Raw genomic sequence first — 21,924 nt, 5'->3', positions numbered from 1 at the left:
AGCGCCGCGGACGCTGATTGCCAGCCATGGGCACGCGGCGTAGCATGAGGCAGCCCTTCTTCGGGAGCCGCCTCATGCCTGACCAGCACGAAGACAAGGTCCGCCAGCACATGGCGGATGCAGTGGCCCTGGCGCGCGTTCGCGCGCCCGATATTGCCGACCTGTTCGAGCCGTTCCTGCGGCACTACTACGGTCTGGCAGACCCCGAAGACGTGATCTCGCGCAGCGTGGCCGATCTCTACGGCGCGGCGATGGCGCACTGGCAGTTGGGCCAGAAATTCGTGTCGGGACAACCGCGCGTTCGCGTCTACAACCCGAGCCTCGAGCAGCACGGCTGGTACTGCAGTCACACGGTCGTCGAGATCGTCAACGACGACATGCCGTTCCTGTTTGACTCCGTGACCATGGAGATCAACCGGCAAGGGCTGGCGCTGCATTCCGCCTTCCACCCGGTCTACCGCGTGCAGCGCGATGCAGCCGGAATGCGCGTGGCGGTCTCGGCCGGCGGCGGCGTACAGCGCCCGGCGGCCCTGTCAGGCGACATGCCCGACACGCCCGCCGATGCGGACAGGGAAACCCAGGGCGTGGCGCGCTTCGAGTCGACCATCCACATCGAGGTCGACCGGTTCTCCGAACCCGAACGCCTGCAGGCGTTGCACGACGGCCTGATGCGTGTGCTGGGCGACGTGCGTGCCGCGGTGGAAGACTGGAAGCCCATGCAGGCCGCCGTCCACGCCGCCATCGACGGGTTGGCCGTACGCGCGGCCCAGCCCTCCACGGCCGACGTGGAACGCGCCGAGATTGCCGAAACGCAGGCGTTCCTGAGCTGGATGCTCGAGTGCCATTTCACTTTCCTTGGCTACCGTGATTACGAACTGATCACGCAAGACGACGGCCATTACCTGCGTGGCATCCCCGGCACGGGCCTGGGTGTCCTGCGCGAAACGCTGCGCGATAGCTCCACGCCGGACACCACGCGCCTGGCACCCGGCGCAGCCAAGTTCATCGACGCACCGGAGCCCATCTTTCTCACCAAGGCCAATTCGCGCGCGACCGTGCACCGGCCCGGTTATCTCGACTACATCGGCATCAAACTGTTCGACGCAGAGGGCCGTGTCTGCGGGCAACGGCGCTTCCTGGGGATGTACACGTCGAACGTCTACATGGTGCCGGCCGAGGACATTCCACTGGTGCGTCGCAAGGTGGCCGACGTCATCCGGCGCACCGGCTTTCTTCCCGACGGGCACCTGGCCAAAACGCTGGTGACGATCCTGGAGCAATATCCGCGCGACGAGCTGTTCCAGATGGACGCCGAAGCGCTGCACGACATCGCCCTGGGCATCCTGCGATTGCAGGAGCGGCAGCGCACGCGCCTGTTCGTACGCCGGGATCCGTTTGACCGCTTCGTGTCGTGCCTCGTGTTCGTGCCGCGCGAGAAGTTCAACACCGACCTGCGCGTGCGCATCCAGAGCCTGCTGCAGGCGGCGTATCACGGCACCGCCGTGGAGTTCACGCCGCAGTTGTCGGAGTCGATGCTCGCGCGCATCCACATCACGGTGCGCACGCAACCCGGCAACGTGCCCGACGTTGACGTGGCCGAGCTGGAAGACCGCATCGTGCAGGCGGCGCGGCGCTGGCAGGACGACCTGGCCGACGCGCTGCTCGAACGTGGCGGCGAAGAGCGCGGCAACCGCCTGCTGCGCCGCTATGCGGGCGCGTTTCCCGCCGGTTTCCGAGAAGACTACGCCGCCCGCCTTGCCGTGCGCGACATCGAACTGATGGAGCCGCTGCTCGGCGCCAACGCCGCGGACAACGTGTTGACCATGCAGCTCTACCGGCCGCTCGAAGCGCCGCCCGGTGCGCTGCGCTTCAAGATCTACCGCGCCGGGCAGCCGACATCGCTGTCGCACAGCCTGCCGATGCTCGAGCACCTGGGCGTGCGCGTCAACGAGGAGCGCCCCTACTGCATCGAACCCGCCGACGCCGCACCGATCTGGATGCACGACTTCGGCATGGAGACCATCGACGGCAGCGAAGTCGATCTCGACGAAGCCCGCGCACGCTTTGAAGACGCCTTCGCGCGCATCTGGACCGGCGAGCTGGAGAACGACGATCTCAACCGCCTTGTGCTGCAGGCCGGCCTGACCTGGCGCGAGGTTCGCATCCTGCGTGCGTATGCGCGCTACATCCGCCAGATCGGTTCGACGTTCAGCAACGCGTATATGGAGAGCGCGCTGAACGGCAATCCGTCGATTGCGCGTGCGCTGGTGCGGCTGTTCCTGGTGCGCTTCGACCCCGCGCTGGCCGAGGCCGAGCGCTCGCGTGCGGCTGAAACGCTGCGCAAGCAGATCGACGAGGCCCTCGAAGACGTACCCAACCTCGATGAAGACCGCATCCTGCGGCAGTTCCTGGGCGTGCTGGAAGCCACGCTGCGCACGAACTACTTCCAGAGCCTGCCGGACACAGGGCGCGGACAGGAACAGGGACAGCCCAAGCCGTATCTGTCGTTCAAGTTCGACCCGTCGCGCGTGCCGGGCCTGCCCGAGCCCAAGCCGATGTTCGAGATCTGGGTGTATTCGCCGCGCGTGGAAGGCGTGCACCTGCGCGGCGGCAAGGTCGCGCGGGGCGGGCTGCGCTGGTCTGACCGGCGTGAGGATTTCCGCACCGAGGTGCTGGGGCTGGTCAAGGCGCAGATGGTGAAGAACACAGTCATCGTGCCCGTCGGTTCCAAGGGCGGCTTTGTCGTCAAGCAACCGCCGCCGGCCAGCGACCGCGATGCCTATCTGGCCGAGGGCGTGGCGTGCTACCAGACCTTCCTGCGCGGGCTGCTCGACCTGACCGACAACTACGTCGACGGCCGCGTCGTGCCGCCGCCCGATGTCGTGCGCTACGACGAAGACGACCCTTACCTTGTTGTCGCCGCCGATAAAGGCACGGCCACGTTCTCCGATTACGCCAACGCCATCTCGGCCGAATACGGCTTCTGGCTGGGCGATGCATTCGCCTCGGGCGGCTCGGTGGGCTACGACCACAAGAAGATGGCGATCACCGCGCGCGGCGCATGGGAATCGGTCAAGCGGCACTTCAGCGAGATGGGCGTCGATACGCAGACGCAGGACTTCACCGTCGTGGGCGTGGGCGACATGTCGGGCGATGTATTCGGCAACGGCATGCTGCTCTCGCGCCATATCCGCTTGCTGGCGGCGTTCGATCATCGCCACATCTTTCTCGATCCGTCGCCCGACGCGGCCACCAGCTTTGCGGAGCGCGAGCGGCTGTTCAACCTGCCGCGCTCAAGCTGGGCCGATTACGACCGGGCGCTGATCAGCCCGGGCGGCGGCATCTTCCCGCGCACGGTCAAGTCGATCACGCTTACGCCCGAGGTGCGCGCCATGCTCGACATGACGGCGACCGAGATGGCGCCGAACGACCTGCTGCACGCCATCCTCAAGGCACCCGCCGATCTGCTCTACAACGGCGGCATCGGCACGTACATCAAGGCCAGCACCGAAACGCATGCCCAGGTGGGCGACCGCGCCAACGATGGCCTGCGCGTGAACGGCGCCGAGCTGCGCTGCAAGGTCGTGGCGGAGGGCGGCAACCTCGGCTGCACACAACTCGGCCGCATCGAATACGCGCAGCATGGCGGGCGCATCAATACCGACGCCATCGACAACTCGGCCGGGGTGGACTGCTCCGACCACGAGGTCAACATCAAGATCCTGCTGGGCCTGGTGGTGGCCGACGGCGAGATGACGCTCAAGCAGCGCAACACGCTGCTGGCCGAGATGACCGACGAGGTGGGCGAACTGGTGCTGCGCGACAACTACTTCCAGACGCAGGCGCTGTCACTTGCGCGCACGCGCACGGCGTTGTGGCTCGACCCGGAAGCACGGCTGATGCGGCATCTGGAGCGCAGCGGTCGGCTCAACCGCGCGATCGAATTCCTGCCTGCCGATGAAGAGATCGACGTCCGCCGGGCCAGCGGCGGCGGCCTGACCACGCCCGAACGCGCGGTGCTGATGGCCTACAGCAAGATGTGGCTGTACGACGTGCTGCTCGGCAGCGACCTGCCCGATCAACCGTTCGTGGCCGATGGCTTGCCGGCGTACTTTCCACGGCCGCTGCACACGCGCTGCGCCACGTCGATCCCCCGCCACACGCTGCGGCGGGAGATTCTGGCGACGATGCACGCCAACGCGCTCGTCAACCGCGCCGGCGTGACGTTCGTGCACCGGATGGCCGAAGAAACCGGCGCCGAACCGCTTGCCGTGGTGTGGGCCAGCCTCGTGGCCCGTGCCGTCTACCGGCTCGATGCGTTGTGGGAAGACGTCGATGCCCTGGACGCGAAGGTGCCGCACGAAACGCAAACAGCCCTGTTCACTTCGCTGGCGCAATTGCATGAGCGCGCCACGCTGTGGTTCCTGCGGCGCCGGGTGACGGATGTGCCGGCCGCGGTGGAACATTTCCGGGCCGCGGTGGATGCGCTCGCCCCCGACATCGACACGCTGCAAACCGAAGAATCTGCGCTGGCCGCCGCGCAACAGCGGCAGAGCTTCAGCGAAGCCGGCGTGCCCGACACGCTGGCGCGTGTGGCGACCGGCGTGCCCGCGCGCGTGTCGTTGCTCGACATTGCCGAAGTGGCTGCTGCTGGCGGCTGTGATGCGCGGCTGGCCGCGCGCGTGTACTTTGCGCACGACCAACCGCTCGGTTACGGCTGGCTGCAAGGCGGCATCCTCGGCCTGCCGACGCAAACGCATTGGCAGATGCTGGCGCGCGCCACGTTGCTCGAAGAGCTGGGGCAGCTGCGGCGCCGTCTCACGCAATCGGTGTTGCAAGGCGCAGCCCCCGGCGCGAGCGCGGACGCCCTGATCGATGCATGGCGAACGACGCGCCAAGAGGCGCTGGCACGCTACAACCGTGTGATTGCCGATCAGGTTGCAGCGGGCTCGGCCGACCTGGCGATGCTGTCTGTCGGGCTCAAGGCATTGGCCGAGGTCGATGCGTGATGAGGTCAATCCCGGACGCTGCGGGCGCTCCGGGCACTACCGGGCACGCGCCAGCGCGGCATTGACGCGCACCGGCGGCGTGTCGTGCGAAAACGGTGGCTGCACGAAGAATGTGTCCACCACACCGGGTTCGAAGAACAGGCAGTACGTCGACCCGCCGTACTGGAAGAAGCCCAGCTCCTCGCCCTTGCAGACATGCTGGCCGGGCGTGACGTCGATCATGCACGACGACACCTCCGCCATGCCGATGAAGACGCAGCCCACGGTGCCGATCGCCGGGTCGTCGCAGGCGATGGTGATGACCGCGCGCGCGGCCACGGCGGCGCTGTAGCCCTGCGAATCGTTCAACCCTTCCGGGTCGGTGCCTTCCGATTCCACACACGAGTAGTACGTACCCTCCACGTGATAGGTGTCGACGATGGTGCCGGAAACGGGCGCATGCCAGCGGTGGTAGTTGTAGGCGCTCAGGAACGCCTGGTACACGCTGCCGCCGGCAAACCGCTCTGCCAGATGCGCCTTGCTCGACCCGAAGATGTCACGCAATGAATACGGCTGTGCCTTGATCCAGAAGGCGTCTTCATAGCGTGCGTCGTGGCTGATGTTGTAGGGTGCGGCCTCGCACGCGCTGACGATCAACTTGTTGTCGTCTTCGCCTGAGACCGGCCGCATGCCGGCACGAAAGCGGCGCGTGAAGAAGTCGTTCCACGAGGTAAAGCCCCAATACGGCAGGGATGGATCGCACAGAAACTGATCCATGCCGACGCGGCGCGTCGCTTCGGCGCTGAACCAGCCGTCCGGCTCGTTGGTGTTCAGGTAGGCCCGCGAGTGCGGGCCGCTGAGGAAGGCGCTCCAGCCATTGAGCACCGCCTTCAATGCATCGTTGATGCGCCGATCACGGAACAGCGCGTAGCCGGAAGGCATGCACATCGGCCAGTCGAGCAGCGCGTTGAGCGGACAGATCACCAGCGTCTTTTCGCTGAAGCGCGGTGCGCACGTGACGATGTGGTCGATGGCGACCAGCAGTTCCGTGCTGTCCTTGTAGCCGAGTTCGTATCCCCGGTCCCGCGCTTCGTCGATGGCGCGTGCAAGGTGCATGCGCAATACGGGCTCGCTGTCGATCAGGTTGGCGAGCGCGCGCACAGCCGCCACCAAGGGCGTCTTCGACGGGCGTGACAGCGCTTGCGCGACCAGCTCGGTGCGAAATGCGGCCAACTGCGCTTCGCCTTCGGGCAGCCAGTTGCCCAGCCGGCGGCGCCGGTCCAGCGGAACATTCGATGCAGCTTCCAAAAATCTTCTCCTTAAACGCGCCGCTGCCCGGCAACCAGAGGCGGAGCGTGCCGTTGCCGCAGGCAACGTACCAGCTCCTCCGCATACGGCAGCAGCTCCAGCACCACGAAAACCAGCAAGACAGTCGCGACATAGCCCCACGGCAGCGGCGGATCTTTCCAGCGCAGCGAAAAATCGGGCGACGCAGACCCCATACCGAACAGGCCGAGCACCTCGTCCCAGTGCAGCAGCGCGACAACGGACAACGCCATCAGCGGGATCATCTCCAGGAAGCTGTGCACGTGCTGCTCGAATGGCTTCACGGTGCGATGGGCCACGGCAAAGCTGACGTCCCACATGGCGGTGGCCTGATGCACGACATAGGCAACGGCCATCGCCGCGAGCACCAGCGCGTTGATCCGCAGGAACAACGCTGCAAGCACCGGCACGCCCATTTCGGCAAGCATCAGCAGGTGCAGCATCGACTCCTTGGCGCCGGAGGTTCTTTCAATGCGCGCGGCGCGATGGCAGCACCAGTCGGCCACCCCGGCCGCCACCCATAGCGGAATCAGGAAGTACATCAGGTACGACTCAAATGGCTCATGCATGGGCCGGCTCCAACGAAGATTGCGCGACATGTCTGGCAGGCCGACTGCCCACGCAACCGGCGTTCCAGCGGCAGTGGCACGGGCAGTGGCATCGACGTTGCTGCAGCTTGCGCAGCCGGATCTGCCCATGAAAAAGCCCGCCGCCCCTCCACCAGAAGAAGACGACACCGACCCGACCCAGCAGCCGGCGTCGCTCGACGCGTGCCGGCGGTGCGACCTCTGGCGCCACGCCACGCAAGCCGTACCCGGTGAAGGCAAGCGACGGGCGCGCATCATGCTCGTCGGCGAGCAGCCAGGCGACGGCGAAGACCTCGCGGGCAAACCGTTTGTGGGCCCCGCGGGCAAGCTGCTGGATCGCGCACTGGAAGACGCCGGCATCCCGCGCGACGACGTCTTCATCACCAACGCGGTCAAGCACTTCAAATGGGAGTTGCGCGGCAAGCGGCGCCTGCACAAGACGCCGGGCCAGCGGGAGGTGCAGGCCTGCATGTACTGGCTCGAGCGCGAACTGCAGCAGGAAGCGCCGGCCGTGGTCGTCGCGCTGGGTGCGACTGCGTTGAAGGCGCTGCTCGACGATGCACATGCGCGCCTGCAAGACCACTTCAACAAGCCCGTCCGCCATGACGGCCGCATGGTGCTCGCGACATGGCATCCGTCTTACGCACTTCGCGCCCCGGACCCCGCCGCACGGGAACACGCCTATCTCGACATCGTGACTGGGCTCAAACATGCTCGGCGGCTTGCCGCGGGCAACTAGCAGCACGGGCGCGTGAGTTGCGGCGGTGGAATCGACATTGACACTTCACGAGAGGACGATGATGAACCGCACTACCTATCCGGCACGTGCGCTGTGCGCGACGGCAGCCATGTTCGTGTCACTCGCCAGCGGCGCAGTGTTCGCGCAAGCCACGGGCGGCCAATCCGCCAGCAGCGACAACGCACCCGCAGCCCGCCCAGACAGCACCACCGCCACCGGCACCACAAGCCGGACCGACAGCCCCACGGGGCGCGATGCCACCCGCAACCGCACGCGCAACGACAGCGCCAACCCTTCCGGCGAATACGTACCGCGCACGGGTTCCACGTCGCATCAGGACAAGAACGGCAACGTGGTCAAAGACCAATCCACGGGCGGCAGCCCGCAGGGGCGCGAGCGTCCGCCGGCCAGCCCGCCCAACATTCCGGCAACGCACCCTTGACCGTCGGCGGGCAGGCGCTCAGGGCTGGCCGCTGCCGCCGGAGGCACCGTAGACCTGACCGGTCACATAGCTGGACTCGCTGCTGGCCAGTTGCACATAGACGGTGGCGATTTCCGCCGGCTGGCCCGGGCGGCCCATGGGCGTTTTCGCGCCGAACTCCTTGAGGTTGGCCTCCGTCTGTCCGCCGCTCACTTGCAGGGGCGTCCAGAACGGGCCCGGCGCCACGGCGTTGACGCGAATGCCGCGCTTGGCCATCTGCTTGGCCAGCCCCTTTGTAAAGTTGGCGATCGCGGCCTTGGTGCACGCATAGTCGAGCAGGTTTTCCGAAGGATCGTATGCATTGACCGACGCCGTATTGATGATGGCCGCGCCGGCCGGCATGTGCGGGATGGCCGCTTTGGTGATCCAGAACAGCGCGTAGACGTTCGTCTTGAGCGTCCAGTCGAATGCATCCGTCGTGATGTCGAGGATGGAATCGTGGCTCTGCTGCCGCCCCGCGTTGTTGACGAGGATGTCCAAGCCGCCCAGTGCGCTGACCGCCTTATCGACCAGCGATTTGCAAAACGCTTCGTCGCGGATGTCGCCCGGCAACGCCACGGCCTTGCGCCCCGCCGCGCGAATCAGCTCCACCACTTCGCGTGCGTCTTCCTCTTCCTGCGGCAGATAGTTGATGGCCACGTCCGCCCCCTCGCGCGCAAAAGCGATGGCCGTCGCACGGCCGATGCCCGAATCGCCGCCCGTGATGAGCGCCCGTCGCCCCGTAAGGCGGCCGCTACCCCGGTAGCTGCGTTCTCCGTGATCGGGCCGCGGCGTCATGCGCGCAGCCAGGCCTGGCCACGGCTGCGACTGCACCGGAAACGGGGGATGGGGGTACAGCGGGCGCGGGTCCTGCACGCCGCTCTTCGCGGATGCAGCGCCGGCTGCGGTGCCGGGTTGCGATTGGGGTTGCGCCAGTGCCGGCGTTGTCACCGCCGCTGCAAGTGCTGCGGTCGCGCCTTGCATGACCTTGCGGCGCGCCTTGAAGAAATCGTCGTCTGCCACGAGCTGCTCCTTGATCGGGGAGCAGGCCGAACACCGGCCCGCCTGAACGCTGCATCAAGCAAGGGCGATTCCCGTTCGCGAAGGGTGTGAGAGCGGCACGATTTCTGCGCTGCGCTCCTCACACACCCGCCAGACAGGAGGACACGTGAACAATGAAAACCCCATCCCCGGCACGCCGCCCGCACCGGCTGCGCCGGGTGACGAAGCAGCACCTGGCGCGCCCGGCAGCGGCGAAGCCGTCTGCCCGGAGTGCAACGGAACGGGCCAGCGCGACGACGGCAGCCCGTGCCGGTCGTGCGAGGGCAGCGGCAAGATCATTCAGGGGATTGGCGGAGGCTGACGGCTGACCGGATCGCAGGCGGCGCCGGAAAAATCCGCATCAGGATGACGCCCGACGCGCCGGCGTTGCCGTATTCGCGCTCGGGCGTCCGGTTGGTCACGCTGTATCAGCGATGTTCCATGTCTTCATGGACTTCATGTGCGCGCTCGCGTGCGTCGTGTTCGCGGTGTCGCAGGGCTTCACGGTCACGCTTGATGTCGCGGTGCTCGGCACGGAGTTCACGGTGCTCTTCGTGACGCTCCATGTGTCGCTCGCGTTCCATGCGTTCGGCACGTTCGTGGTCGTGATCGCGGTCGTGATCTTCGGGATGCGGCGGCGGCATGGGCTGCGCGAGCGCAACCGTACCGGTCAGCGCAAACAGCGCCGCAAGCAGGGTGTGTTTCTTCTTCATGGGGTGGCTCCTCTTGAGTGGTCATGCGTGCCTTCCCGCTGACGCAGCTGCGTCGAATCTGCGGATAGGCATCTGCAATTCAGCAAGAAGCCGTCCCTTGGGCGGGCGCAGGCGTGCATACGCCGCGCCTGCGCCACGACCAGTGTGTTTCTGTTTGTATCGATCGCGCGCACGTCACGCGGACGCCCGGACTCGCGCCCGGGCAGCCACCGCGTGCACTGTGATGAGGAAGGATCGTCTAGTGGGACACGGCCAGCGCGCGGCGGCCGCCGTTGCGAACGTGTCCGGATGCCTTGAGCAGAACGTAACCCTGGAGGGTCACCCGGGCATAGCAGTGATCCGGGCCGCGGCGCTCCAGCGTCACGAGCTGTCGTTCGATGAGCGCTTCGACATCGGCGCGGTCGAGGTCGTCGGATTCGGCACCGTCGTTGACGAGAAGCAGGACGGCAAATTCATGGGGACTCAGCACAGTCGGCTCCAGCTTGTCTGTGGGCCACGGCACGCAATCCGTGACGGTGGGTGGGCTTGGTTTTTACTGACACCATGAGCACTGCAAGAGCCGCCGAGAACACCGGGAGAGAGCAACTGGGCTTGCAGGAGAAGCCAGCATAGGCACCCGCGCAGCGGCATTCAAGAGGGCAATGGAGCGTTTCTTCCGTCGGCATCGCCCGCCCTATCGCCAAGGCCCCCGCGCCAACCGTTTGCCGTGCGGTGAAGCGCACGGGCGGCAACGATTGCGCATTGCAGAAAAGTCCGCCCTCGTCCGTTTGCGCTAAGTCAATTGCGCAAAAGAATGCGCCCCGGTGACTCGCGTCAGCGGGGCGCCTGGGACTGCGCTCGAATTCGACCTTACGCGTCGTTGGCGACGATGTTGGCGCGGCGGCCGAAGCCGTGCAGCGGGTCGATTTTCTCGACGCGTTGCAGTCGCGCGTACGGATCCTCCACTTGTGCATGCGCACCAAATGCATGCAACGTGCGGTGGTGTTCGGTCGCCCGGTCCGCTGCCTGCACTGCAGCACGGCCATGCACGACGGCCGTCACGCTGCCGTAGTGGCGCGCCATGCCAGGGCGCATCGCATACGTCTGCGCGCCCGATGATTCAGTTGCGGTCGGCTCGACCCAGTCGCTGCGGCCCAGACGGCCGCGATAGCCGAAGCGATGGAAGCCCGCTGCATCCGCCGTGATGGCATCCACGGCCTTCGCGATGTCACGCGGCGGCTGGGCAGGTGCGTCCGAACCTGCCAGCGACGGCTCTTCGCGATCGAGGTTCTCGAGCACGATCGCCTCGCCGACAGGACGGGAGCCGAGCACCGGCTCTTCCGGGTCGTATTCCGGGCTGCGGGTGAACGGCGTGGGCGGCGTGGCGGTGCCGGCAGGTGCCGGGCGGCCTGCCCATTCCTGCCACGAGCGCACGTGCGTGATGTCGCCATCATCGTCGTGGTCGACCACCAGCAGGCGCGTGTTGCGCGGACGTTGCCACGCAGGCTGCCGCGCATGCGGCGTCCCACGCGAGGCGCGCGCCGAAGCGCCGCCCGACACTGGCCGCGCTACCGGCGCGCGCGCGATCTTGCGGCGGATCGCTCGGTCCATGCGCGACAGGATCATCCACACCACGAGCACGCCGCCCATGCCCGCGATGATGTTGCCGTACATGCGCAGTTGTTCGAACGGCAGGCCGCTCGGGCCCACGCTGCTGATGGAGTAGCCCACATACAGGCCCAGCAGCCCCCAGATCGAGATCACGAGCAAGGGGCGGAAGATGCGGAACCACAGTACGTGGTGCAAGGTACCGACGACACCCTTGTCCGAGAACGACTGTCGGATCGAGTTTCGCGAAACATCAATGACGAGCATGGTCATGGCGAATTCCCCTGTTGTTGTTGGATGCCCCGGTCGGGGCTGGTCCAGCGGGCACGCGCACGCGTACGCTGGAAGGCAACGGCCGGAAAGCCGATCACCGTGGTGACGAGGTTCAGGATCCAGAACGCAACCGGATACCAGACGGTGTCGATGAAGTAGCGCAGGATGTTGTCGTCGTAGCGGCGATCGATAAAGCAGCCGACCAGCAACTGCAGCACACATGTGATGAACAGCAACGTACCGTGCCAGCGTGGGAGCGCTTCCATGCGCCACTCGGGCGGCAAGTCGACGAAGAAGCTGACCATCGACCACGTGATGACGATGAGCATGTTGTACGCCCACACGACCGAGAGTGCGTACTCGAAGAAGATCGGCCACATCATCGACTGCCGCAGGCTCGCCATCGCCGGTGCGTATTTGATCAGCGCCTGGATGCCGCCCTTGGCCCAGCGCAGGCGCTGCTTGTACAGGCCGCGGAAGGTCTCGGGCATCAGGATCCACGACAGCGCGCGCGGCTCGTAGCGGATCATCCAGCCGCCCACCTGCAGCTTCCAGCTGATGTCGATGTCCTCGGTGAGCATGTCGTTGCTCCAGTAGCCGACATCCTCGATGGCGTGCTTGCGGAACATCACGACCACGCCCGACACGGTCAGCAGCCGACCATAGACCTGCTGCGTCCGCTTGATGAGCCCCACGATCGACGAGAACTCGCCCACCTGCATGCGCCCGAGCAATGTCGAACGCGTGCGGATGCGCGGGTTGCCCGTCACTGCGCCAACGTTCGGGTTCTCCATCAGGTGACGGATCATCCAGGCAATCGCATCCACGTCGAGAATCGAATCGCCGTCGATGCACATCAGGTACTCGGCATCGGTCACCTGTGCGGCGGTGGTCAGGCCGATCGCCTTGCCCTGGTTGGACGACTGGTGAATCACCACCAGCTGCGGATACTCCGCAGCGAGTTCGTTCAGCCGCTCGCCCGTGCGGTCGGAGCTGCCGTCATTCACGGCGATGATGTCGTAGTTCGGATAACGCATGCGTGCGAGATGGCTGATCACCTCCCGCACGTTCGCCTCTTCGTTGTAGCAAGGGACGATGATCGACACCTTGGGGTAGCTCTTCACCCCCAGCAGTGCCAGCGGGTGCCGCACGTGCTCCGTCCCGCGTTCAAGCAGGAAGTAGTGCAGCAGCCCGCCGATCATCCAGAAATACGACATGAAAAACGGGTAGTAGAAGACGAAGTCGGAGATCCAGCGCTTGGCCAGAAGGAAGTCCACTTCCATGTCAGCCTCCCGCCTTGGTGTTGGACGACGTTGCGGCTTCGGTGGTCGCAGGTTTCCTGTCCACGCCCGCATTCGGCGGCTGGCTCTGCGGCAGCGACGAGCTGTTGAGCTTTTCAACGCTGCCCTTGTCGCCGCCGGCCGGCTTGCGCGTCTCGATATACGTCTTGAGCGACATCACTTCGCGCAGCACCTCGGTATCGGGCCGACCGGCAATGAAGTCATCGGGGTAGTAGCCGTAGTTCAGCGCACCGGCCGAGCGCAGCGCACGCATCTGGTCACGCAGTTCGGTCGACGGGATCGGCTTGTCCTGGTTGCGCCAGTCCACTGCCTGCAGCTCGAAGATGGTCTTCTTCAGGCCGTCCTTGTGCTTGGCCACGGCGGCCGTCAGCTTCTTCATCCAGTCCTTCGGATCCTTGGCTTCTTCCATGTACGGCATGGCTTCGAGCGCCACGTAGTCGTACGCCTCCAGGAAGTCGTCATAGTTCTGCGCCGTCCACGTTTCAGCCTTCGGATCGAGCACCGGGCCCGCAAAGATGTTGCGCGCGGTCAGCATGTCGCGGCCGTTCTGATAGCCCTGCGCCACCGAGATCAGCTCTTTCGAGAACGAGATCAGCGCAGCCGTCTTGGCCCGCGACCACTTCTGCATCAACTCGGGCGACTGGCGAATCTGGTTGATGTCACCGGGCAGGCCCATCGCCTCGTAGGCCTTGAGCGCAGCGGGGCTGGCATCTTCGTAGTCGTCGAGCACGCCGTCGTCGTGGAACAGGATGCCGTCGATGGTCGCGTTCTTGGCCAGGTCTTCATAGATGTCGCGAATCATCTGGCGCGCCTGCGGATCGAACGGCGACAGCCGCGGCGGCTTGACCGTGCCCGGCTTCTGCGGCGCACCGGCCACCGACTGCACCAGGTGCGTGGCCGCCGGATTGTTGGCCGGCAGCTTGTACGACAGCATCGGGAGCCACGCGTACACCTCCACCTTCGCACGCGTCTTCAACTGCCACGAGACGCGCGAGAACAGGTCCGCCCGCATCGGCATGTGGCGGTTCGGGAAGTACACCGCGTCCACGGCGCCGTTGCCCTTCGGGTCTGCAAAGGCCTGCAGGTAGACCACGCGCGGCGCGAGGTCCTTGATGCGGTCGATCAGCTTGCCGAGGTTGGCCTCCTGCTGCTTCGGGTCCGGGTCGTAGATGTAATCCATGTCGACATGCACCACGCGCTGCACGGGGTTAATCATGCCGTGGTGCGTCACGGGCTCGCGCAGCGAGCGCTCGAGGTCGCCCGTGTTGGTGTCGTAGCCCATCAGGCTGCGGCGGATGGCAGTGAGCGGCACATCCGGCGTGTTCGGCCCCGGCTCGAGCGTGAGCATGTACTTCAGGCCCACGTTGGCGGCCTCCTGGTCAGCCATCAGGTTGTGGGCGCCATACGGCCACACCACCGTCTGCACCTTGGTGCCGACGTTTTTCTGGATGATGTCGACGCTGCGCTGCAGGTCGCCCCGCACGCGCTTGCGATACTCGTCGTCGGTCTCGTAGCGGCCGAGCTTGGGCAGATACTCATGCGTGGTCGCAGTCGGCATCTCGTTGCCCTGCGGGTTGCCGAGCGCACCGTGGTGCATGTCGTGCGTGTGCGTGGCGAACTCGACCAGGCCCGAAGCCTGCATCTCGCGGATCTGGTTCCAGTTCATGAAGAAATCGCGGTCGACGATCTGCGTGTTCGAAAGCTTGATCTTTGCCCCCGGCGGCGCGTTGGTCCATTCCGTCACCAGACCGAACACGGCCGGGAAGCGGAACTGCTTGAGCAGCGGGAAAACTTTCGTGTAATGGCTCTCGTAGCCATCGTCGAACGTCAGCAGGATCGGCCGCTTCGGCAGCGGCTTGCCGCCACGGCGCGCCTCGTCGATCTGCGCGAGCGTGACGGGGTGATAGCCGTTGGCCTGGATCCAGCTGAACATGTTCGTCAGCATCTTGGTGTCGACGGCAAACGCGTCGGGCAACGTCTCGAAGCTGGCGCGCAGGTTGTCGCGGATGTCGTGGAAGCACAGCACGCGGAAGGTCTTGCCGTCGTCCGGATCGGGCTTGGGGAGGAAGTCCACCTGGACCGCGCCGGCAGGACGAACGGCGGCCACGAGGGCCAGCGCCACGGTCAATGCCATCCAGGCGATGAATCGTCGCAATGACGGTTGTCGGAGAGCTTGCATGGGCATCACAGCGGAATGTTGAGGTTCAGGTACAGGAACTTGCGGTTCTCGGGCTGGCCGTCGTAACGATGGCGGCCAAAGCCGATGCCGTAGGAAACCTGCGTCTTGCGATTGATCTGCCAGACATGTTCGAGCCGCGCTTCCATCATCGGGCTGTTGCCGAACGACTGCTGGTTGTACAGGCCGCCGGTCAGGTACAGGCGCTGCGTGAACGACTTGTCGGCGTAGCGCCATGGCGTCCATGACCAGATGGCGGTGGCCGTGCCGCTGTAGTCGCGTGATGGGCTGAAGTAGTTCAGGCCCGTCATGGTGTTGTTGCTGGTATCGGCACCCAGCAGCACGCCGACCGTGTGGCGCGGCGAGGTGAACACCTGCTGGTAGAAGTTCGCGGCCCAGCGCTGGCGCAGGTTGTCGTCGGAGTAGCGCGACACACCGTACGTCAGGGACGCGTAACGCGTTTCATCCCACGTGTAGCGCACGTTGCCGCTCAAGGTCTTGCCGGTCACACCCACCTGGTACGCCTTGTAGGGCACCTCCAGGTCATCGGTGGTCACCAAGCCCGACACCTTCCAGTGGTCGCTCGGGATCCACGTCGCATCCAAAGTGCCGCCCGTCTTGCCGGCCGCACCAACAGACTGGTGCACCTCGCCGTTCACTTCGACGCCGGTGTCGAACCACTGCAGGCCTGCGCCGTTGCGCACGCGGCTTTGCGTGGCACCGTCAAACTGCGCGCGGCCCGCAAAGTTGTGGAAGAACAGGCGATAGTGATCCGCAAACGGCCCGCTGTAGGCCTTGGTGCTGACCCCGAATTCGTTGTTGGCGAACACCGAATTGCCCTTGTCCGCCGTCGATTCGATGATCAGCTGCGGGCTCTGGTACACATCCAGATCCTTGCGCAGCGCACGCACCGAGCCGTTCTCGGGAAAGCGCTCGTCCAGCCCGTTGGCGACATCCTTGGCGGTCTTCAGATCGTCCACCGCCAACGATGCGCGGCCATAGCCGGCCACCACGCTCAAGTCATCCGGGTGCTCGGCCAGCGCGGTCTTGTACATCTCGCGCGAACGATACGGCTCGGTCTGCACCATCGCGCCGTCGGCACGTGCGCTGACGAGCGATGCGGCAAACGGTGCTTCGTGGCGCCACTTGTCCAGCTCGGCAATGCCCTGGTGCGTGCGGCCCGTCAGGATCAGGTACTGCGCTTCCAGGCGCTTGATGCGCGAGTAATCGGGATTGGGCGTGCCGGCTTCCGGCGCCAGGCGCACGTATTCCGGGTTGTCGGCCTTCATCTTGTCGAGCAGCGCGCGGGCGTCTTCAAAGCGGCCCGTATCGAGCATGGCGTAGAAGAGGCCTTCCTGGACGTCGCCCGTTTCGATCTCGCCCGGGCTCGCATCCTTGAGCGCTTGCGCGTACGCCGCAGCGGCCTTGTCCGGCGTGTCGAGATACGCGTACGCATCGCCCGCAGCAACGCGTGTGTACGCGGGCACCTTGCCGGTCTGCGACATGGCTTCGTAGCGCTTGACGGCATCCTTCATGCGCCCGCGTGAGGACAGTGCCACCACTTCATCCGCCACGATTTCCTGCCGGAACTCCGCGTTCTCGGGCGTATCGGGCACCTTCTTGAGCAGTGCCTCGATCTCGGCCACCGCCTGATCGATGATGACGAAGCGTTCCGGCCCGTTGATGACCTTCAACTGCTGACGCCCCCAGCGGATGCGCTGGGCAGCGGCGGCATGGTCCACATGCCATGACTCGGCTTCCTTGAACCAGTCGGGATGCTGGCGCAGGTGCTCTTGCGCCAGCGTGGCCGCGCCCTCGCGCGACTCGCGCATGACTTCATCGTGGAAGGCCTGGCGGTCGGTCGGCATCGGGCCGACGGGCGCGTTGTCGGGGGCATTGCCGGCGGCGTGCGTGGCCGCGGCGTTGGCCGCTTCCGGCGACACCTGCAGCGGTTCCAGCGCGCCCGGACCTTGTGCACGCGGGCCTGAAGGCGCGGCCGGGGCCTGTGCAGCTGCATCGGGCGAAGGCGTGCCCGGGGGCAGGATCACTGTGGGCGACTGCGGTGCGGGCGGAGGCGCCGAGGGCGCTGCCTCAACAGCCGGCATCGGCGCCGCGGTGGCGGGCGAAGCGGCTGCCGGGGATGCCAGGGATGCCGTCAGGGGCGAATCGGCGGCCGGCACGGCCTGTTGCGCCACCAGCAGCGTGCCGGCCGGCGACGCCGGCAGATCGTCACCGCCGACGATGACGGTGGTGGATGCAGACGTGGCCGCGCCCTTGGCCGCCGCGTCGCCCAACTGCGTGTCGATCAGGCGCCGCGTGGCGGCGTTCGAAGCATCGTCGATCGCGGCGTGCGCGATCATCGGCGCCGTGCCGACGACCACAACGGTGGCGGCAGCAATTGCGCAGCGGCGTGGATGCCATGCCGCAGCGGCGCCGCTGCGCGCGGCCGGCAGGCTCGAGGAAATTGGCTCGTGGGTTGTCATTGTTGTCGTGTCCAGTGAGCGGGGCGTGCGGGCGCACGTCATCCGCATTGCATGAAGAGCTGCCTGGGCCGAGTCAGCCGAGGCGGGCCGTCCCGTTGGCGGTGCGCACCGGGGCGCGCATGGGCTTGGCGGGCGTCACGCTGGTCACGCCCCCGAAGGCGCGCGTCATGGCGGCCCAGCGAGACTCAGCGCCCAGTTCAGCGGCCGATGCGGACACCGATGCGGTGGTCCGGCCGACCGCCCCCGTCTGGGGGGAGGAAGACGCCATGACCGCGTCCCGGGGCCGTGCGCCGGCCGGGAGCGGAGTCGGTGTGCGTGCCGCGGTGTGCACGAACACGTCGGCGTCTTGCGCATCGCCAGACACCTGGACCGATGTCTGCGCAGATGCACCGCTGGTGGTGGCGGCAGCCCCGCCCTGCAGCTCCAGCGGAATGCCCAGGCGCATGGCGGCATACACCGCTTCGCTCTTGTTGCGCACGTTCAGGCGTCGATACAGCGTGCAGGCGTGCGTCTTGACGGTGGCTTCCGAAATGCCCAGCAGGCGGCCGACGCCCTTGACCGAGTGGCCGCGCGACAGGAGCACCAGCACTTCGTACTGGCGCAGCGAAACATTCAGCCGCTGCGCCGCTTCAGATGCATCCAGCGAGAGCATCGGCAGGGCCGCACTGGCGGCACGCGGCATCAGCGCCGGATAGGACTGGCCACCCGCCAGCACGAGCCGCAACGTGGCGAGCAGGACTTCGGGCGATTGCGATTTGGCGCAATAGGCGTCCACACCGCACGTCATGGCGACGTGCGCTTCTTCAGCAGACAGGCTGGCGGCCAGCAGCACCACATGGCTGGCCTCGCTCGCGTCGATGGCTTCGCGCAATTGGGCGGCGAACTGGCTTGGCTCAAACGGCCCATGGGCCTCGTCCAGGCCGATGACGAGCAGGTCGGCTCGTTCATCGCAAGCAGGCAATTCACCGGGGACGCCGGCAGGCAATGCCGGGGCGACGACCTCCAGACCAAGGGTCGGATGCGCGAGCAACTGCGCAAGTCCGGCTCGCAGCAACGGATGATTCTCCAGCAGGACTGCTTTCATGGTTTCCTCGTTCTCTTGTGAAGCGATTCCGGTCAGGCGCGCGCAGGCCAGCCGCTGCGGGCGAGCACGCACATGACCGTCGAAACCCCGGGACCGTCCGAGAGAAGCGCCCTGCCACCGGCGATATGCCGGCTGTGGAGAAGCGAAGTGCGAATGCCGTGGGGACCGTGTGACCGTGGGGACCAATCCGGTTCCGGATTCGCTTATTTGGAAAAACGTGTTCTGCATGTGGCGGAACTGCCCTGCACATACAGACTGACCGCACCACATAGAGCAAGCATCGGGCCACCTCCGTGCAGCGCAACATCTGCTTACACTTGCAGCACAAATAGCGGTGCGGGAAACAGGCGAAAAAGCCGCTGTGGCAAAGGATTGCTGGGCGGCCGCCTTGATTGGTGCAGTGCCGCAAATTGCTTCATTTCTGTAACGATTCAGTTACGAATTCGCGGAGTGTGACGACTGGTGCCGTCATGCCATCGGCTGTCCACTGAACGTTTTTACAACCTGTTTTAAAACTTACCGAGCGGGCGCGGCGGGCGCCACATATCGAGCGACGCCGTCGGCGGGAGATGACCGATGCGCCGCCTTCAGGGCTTATGGCGCATGGCAAAGAGGAAGAGGCTATCGATGGCGCCCACCATGAAGATGAGGCCGGCCGCCGTATGCAGCATCCAGGCACCGTCGGCAAACGGAAGTTGGATCGACGTGTGCGGAATCGCTGCCACCACGCCCGCCGCCACCGACATGCGCAGCACCGGCACCCACCATGTGCGCTTGGCGGGGGGGTCGTCGCGGTGGCGCGGCGCGGGGTCGGGCGTCGAACAGGGCATGCGGCAGGGGCGAGAAGTGATGGCCATGCTGCATTGTTGAACACAACCGATCGAAGCGAAACAGAAAACAGCGCCGTGCAATGCCCGTAATTCCCCTGACTGAAACTGCCTAGGCGGGGTGCGCGGCCAAGTGCGCCAGGTTCTGCAGCATGTCGGTCGTCATCTCCGCCACGCCGTATTCGGGCTTCCAGCCCCAATCGCGGCGGGCGACCGAATCGTCGATGGAGTTGGGCCAGCTGGCCGCAATCGCCTGACGGAAATCCGGCGCGTAGGCCACCTCGAACGACGGACGATGCCGGCGGATTTCCGCCGCCAGTTGCTCTGGCGTAAAGCTCACGCCGGCCAGGTTGTAGCTGCCACGCTCAGTAATGCGCTCGGCGGGGGCCTCCATCAGCTCGATGGTGGCGCGCACAGCGTCGGGCATATACATCATGGGGAGCGCCTCGTCGTGCTCGAGGAAGCACGTATAACGCTCGCCCTTCACGGCCGAATGGAAGATGTCGATGGCGTAGTCGGTCGTGCCGCCGCCCGGCGCGGTCTTGTACGAGATGAGGCCCGGATAGCGCAGGCTGCGCACGTCCACACCGTGGTGCTCGAAATACCAGCGGCACCAGCCCTCGCCCGCCAGCTTGGAAATGCCGTAGACCGTCTTGGGCTCCATGATCGTGCTCTGCGGCGTGTTGTCTGCGGGCGTGGTGGGCCCGAACGCGGCAATCGAGCTGGGCCAGAAGATGCGCTCGAGCTGATGATTGCGCGCGGCTTCCAGCACGTTCAGCAGGCCATTCATATTGAGTGCCCAGGCCCACGTGGGCGATTGCTCTGCCGCGGCCGACAGCGCGGCCGCCAGGTGATAGATCTGCGTAATGCCGTGGCGCTCGATGATCTCGCGCAACTGGCCGCGATCGGTCACATCCAGCGTTTCGTGGCGAATCTGCGGATGGCGGCCGCGAGGCACCATGTCGCTCGTCACAACGTTACCGTTGCCGTGGCGCTCTGCCAGCGCGACGGCCAACTCCGTTCCCAATTGCCCGTTGGCGCCGATGATGAGGATGCGCGGCGCCGTTCCAACATTCGCGCTCGTACCGGTGCTCATCAGACGATCCCCAGTTCCTTGCCGGCGGTTTCAAATGCCTTGAGCGCCGCATCAAGTTGCGCGCGCTCGTGCACCGCGCTGATCTGCACGCGGATGCGCGCCTGCCCCTTCGGCACCACCGGGTAGAAGAAGCCGACCACGTACACGCCCAGTTCCAGCAGGCGTTTGGACAGCGCCTGCGCCTTCTGCGCGTCGTACACCATGATCGGCACGATCGGATGGTCGCCCGGCTTGATATCGAAACCCAGTTCGACCATCTTGCGGCGGAAATATAGCGCGCTGTCTTCCAGCTTGTCGCGCAGCGCGGTGTCGGCTTCCAGCAGGTCGAGCACCTTGATGGTCGCCCCGACAATGGACGGCGCCACCGTGTTCGAGAACAGATACGGACGCGAACGCTGGCGCAGCAGTGCCACCACTTCCTTGCGCGCGCTCGTGAAACCGCCCGACGCGCCGCCCAGCCCCTTGCCCAGCGTGCCGGTAATGATGTCGATCTTGCCGAACACGCCGCGGTGCTCGTGCGAGCCGCGACCGCGCTTGCCGAGAAAGCCGGTGGCATGGCATTCGTCAATGCCCAGCAACGCGCCGAATTCATCGCAGATGGCGCGGATCTCATCCAGCCGCGCGATGGTGCCGTCCATCGAGAACACGCCGTCAGTAAACACCAGCTTGAAGCGAGCGCCCGCCGCGTCGGCGGCCTGCAATTGCGCGCGCAGATCATCAAGATCGTTGTGCTTGTAGCGATAGCGCTGCGCCTTGCACAGGCGGATGCCGTCGATGATCGACGCGTGGTTCAGTTCATCGCTGATGACGGCGTCTTCCGCGCCGAGCAGCGTTTCGAACAGCCCGCCATTGGCATCGAACGCCGAGCCGTAGAGGATGGTGTCTTCCGTGCCGAGAAACTTCGCCAGCCGCGCTTCCAGCGTCTTGTGCAGATCCTGCGTGCCGCAGATGAAGCGCACCGAGCTGAGGCCAAAGCCGTGCGTGTCGAGCGCTTCGTGCGCGGCCTTCAGCACCGCCGGGTGCGACGACAGGCCGAGGTAGTTGTTGGCGCAGAGGTTGATGACCTCCTTGCCGTCAGCCGTGCGGATCACGGCGCCCTGCGGCGTGGTGATGATCCGCTCGGTCTTGTAGAGGCCGGCTTCCTCGATCGCCTTCAGCTCGCGGCGGATGTGCGCGTAGAAGGCGTCGGTGGCCCCGGTGGCGTCGGCGGAAGCGTTGGCTTGCGTTGTCCCCATGGTGCTGC

17 protein-coding genes are annotated in these 21,924 nt (G+C 65.8%); 4 read left to right on the top strand and 13 right to left on the bottom strand.

Features of this window, described 5'->3' with window-relative positions:
- Positions 1–74 precede the first annotated feature (74 nt).
- Positions 75–5,009 (top strand): NAD-glutamate dehydrogenase, encoded by a 4,935-nt coding sequence (locus tag R2676_RS10855; RefSeq protein ID WP_206274601.1) that lies wholly within the window; start codon positions 75–77, stop codon positions 5,007–5,009.
- A 36-nt stretch (positions 5,010–5,045) separates the two neighbouring features.
- On the opposite strand, the gene R2676_RS10850 is transcribed toward R2676_RS10855, so the two are convergent.
- Entirely contained in the window at positions 5,046–6,296 is a 1,251-nt protein-coding gene (locus R2676_RS10850; RefSeq protein WP_206274600.1) for a phosphatidylserine decarboxylase family protein, read from the bottom strand.
- An 11-nt stretch (positions 6,297–6,307) separates the two neighbouring features.
- On the bottom strand, positions 6,308–6,883 hold the full coding sequence (locus R2676_RS10845) for a diguanylate cyclase (RefSeq protein WP_206274599.1): 576 nt from the start codon (positions 6,881–6,883) through the stop codon (positions 6,308–6,310).
- 127 nt (positions 6,884–7,010) lie between these two features.
- Here R2676_RS10845 and R2676_RS10840 point away from each other — a divergent pair, with 127 nt between their 5' ends.
- Together R2676_RS10840 and R2676_RS10835 are read left to right on the top strand one after the other, a co-directional pair.
- Complete coding sequence (locus R2676_RS10840; RefSeq protein WP_206274863.1) at positions 7,011–7,640, top strand: UdgX family uracil-DNA binding protein; 630 nt, start codon at positions 7,011–7,013, stop codon at positions 7,638–7,640.
- A gap of 58 nt (positions 7,641–7,698) precedes the next feature.
- Complete coding sequence (locus R2676_RS10835) at positions 7,699–8,082, top strand: hypothetical protein (RefSeq protein ID WP_206274598.1); 384 nt, start codon at positions 7,699–7,701, stop codon at positions 8,080–8,082.
- 18 nt (positions 8,083–8,100) lie between these two features.
- Here the strand turns inward: R2676_RS10835 and R2676_RS10830 are convergent, their stop codons facing one another.
- A complete protein-coding gene (locus R2676_RS10830; protein WP_316857202.1) occupies positions 8,101–9,123 on the bottom strand; it encodes an SDR family oxidoreductase in 1,023 nt (340 codons plus the stop codon).
- Positions 9,124–9,268: 145 nt separating this feature from the next.
- On the opposite strand from R2676_RS10830, the gene R2676_RS10825 reads away from it, so the two are divergent.
- A complete protein-coding gene (locus R2676_RS10825; RefSeq protein WP_206274597.1) occupies positions 9,269–9,463 on the top strand; it encodes a hypothetical protein in 195 nt (64 codons plus the stop codon).
- Between the two features lie 106 nt (positions 9,464–9,569).
- Here the strand turns inward: R2676_RS10825 and R2676_RS10820 are convergent, their stop codons facing one another.
- From R2676_RS10820 to kbl, 10 genes are all read right to left on the bottom strand, one after another.
- Entirely contained in the window at positions 9,570–9,854 is a 285-nt protein-coding gene (locus R2676_RS10820) for a hypothetical protein (protein WP_316857203.1), read from the bottom strand.
- A 238-nt stretch (positions 9,855–10,092) separates the two neighbouring features.
- The gene (locus R2676_RS10815; protein ID WP_206274596.1) at positions 10,093–10,323 is read right to left on the bottom strand and encodes a hypothetical protein; all 231 of its coding nucleotides are present in this window, start codon (positions 10,321–10,323) and stop codon (positions 10,093–10,095) included.
- Between the two features lie 380 nt (positions 10,324–10,703).
- Positions 10,704–11,714, bottom strand: a complete 1,011-nt coding sequence (locus tag R2676_RS10810; RefSeq protein ID WP_206274595.1) for a PgaD family protein — start codon at positions 11,712–11,714, stop codon at positions 10,704–10,706.
- Entirely contained in the window at positions 11,711–12,997 is a 1,287-nt protein-coding gene (pgaC, locus tag R2676_RS10805; protein ID WP_206274594.1) for a poly-beta-1,6-N-acetyl-D-glucosamine synthase, read from the bottom strand. Before pgaC ends, R2676_RS10810 begins: the two co-directional genes overlap by 4 nt.
- Position 12,998: 1 nt before the next feature.
- Positions 12,999–15,194 carry a poly-beta-1,6-N-acetyl-D-glucosamine N-deacetylase PgaB gene (pgaB, locus tag R2676_RS10800; RefSeq protein WP_410482491.1) on the bottom strand — a complete coding sequence of 732 codons (2,196 nt, stop codon included), beginning with the start codon at positions 15,192–15,194 and terminating at the stop codon, positions 12,999–13,001.
- A 5-nt stretch (positions 15,195–15,199) separates the two neighbouring features.
- The gene (gene pgaA / locus R2676_RS10795; RefSeq protein ID WP_206274593.1) at positions 15,200–17,674 is read right to left on the bottom strand and encodes a poly-beta-1,6 N-acetyl-D-glucosamine export porin PgaA; all 2,475 of its coding nucleotides are present in this window, start codon (positions 17,672–17,674) and stop codon (positions 15,200–15,202) included.
- A 73-nt stretch (positions 17,675–17,747) separates the two neighbouring features.
- Entirely contained in the window at positions 17,748–18,758 is a 1,011-nt protein-coding gene (locus R2676_RS10790; RefSeq protein ID WP_206274592.1) for a LuxR C-terminal-related transcriptional regulator, read from the bottom strand.
- A 587-nt stretch (positions 18,759–19,345) separates the two neighbouring features.
- Positions 19,346–19,615, bottom strand: a complete 270-nt coding sequence (locus R2676_RS10785) for a hypothetical protein (protein ID WP_316887250.1) — start codon at positions 19,613–19,615, stop codon at positions 19,346–19,348.
- An 82-nt stretch (positions 19,616–19,697) separates the two neighbouring features.
- Positions 19,698–20,681, bottom strand: coding sequence for an NAD-dependent epimerase/dehydratase family protein (locus tag R2676_RS10780; protein WP_206274590.1), 984 nt, complete (start codon positions 20,679–20,681; stop codon positions 19,698–19,700).
- The gene (gene kbl, locus R2676_RS10775; protein ID WP_206274589.1) at positions 20,681–21,916 is read right to left on the bottom strand and encodes a glycine C-acetyltransferase; all 1,236 of its coding nucleotides are present in this window, start codon (positions 21,914–21,916) and stop codon (positions 20,681–20,683) included. Before kbl ends, R2676_RS10780 begins: the two co-directional genes overlap by 1 nt.
- Positions 21,917–21,924 lie beyond the last annotated feature (8 nt).

Source organism: Ralstonia flatus (assembly GCF_958439105.1).
GTDB classification, from domain to species: Bacteria; Pseudomonadota; Gammaproteobacteria; order Burkholderiales; family Burkholderiaceae; genus Ralstonia; species Ralstonia flatus.
The sequence above is the reverse complement of the archived record's forward strand: the minus strand, read 5'-3'. Positions and strand labels throughout refer to the sequence as shown.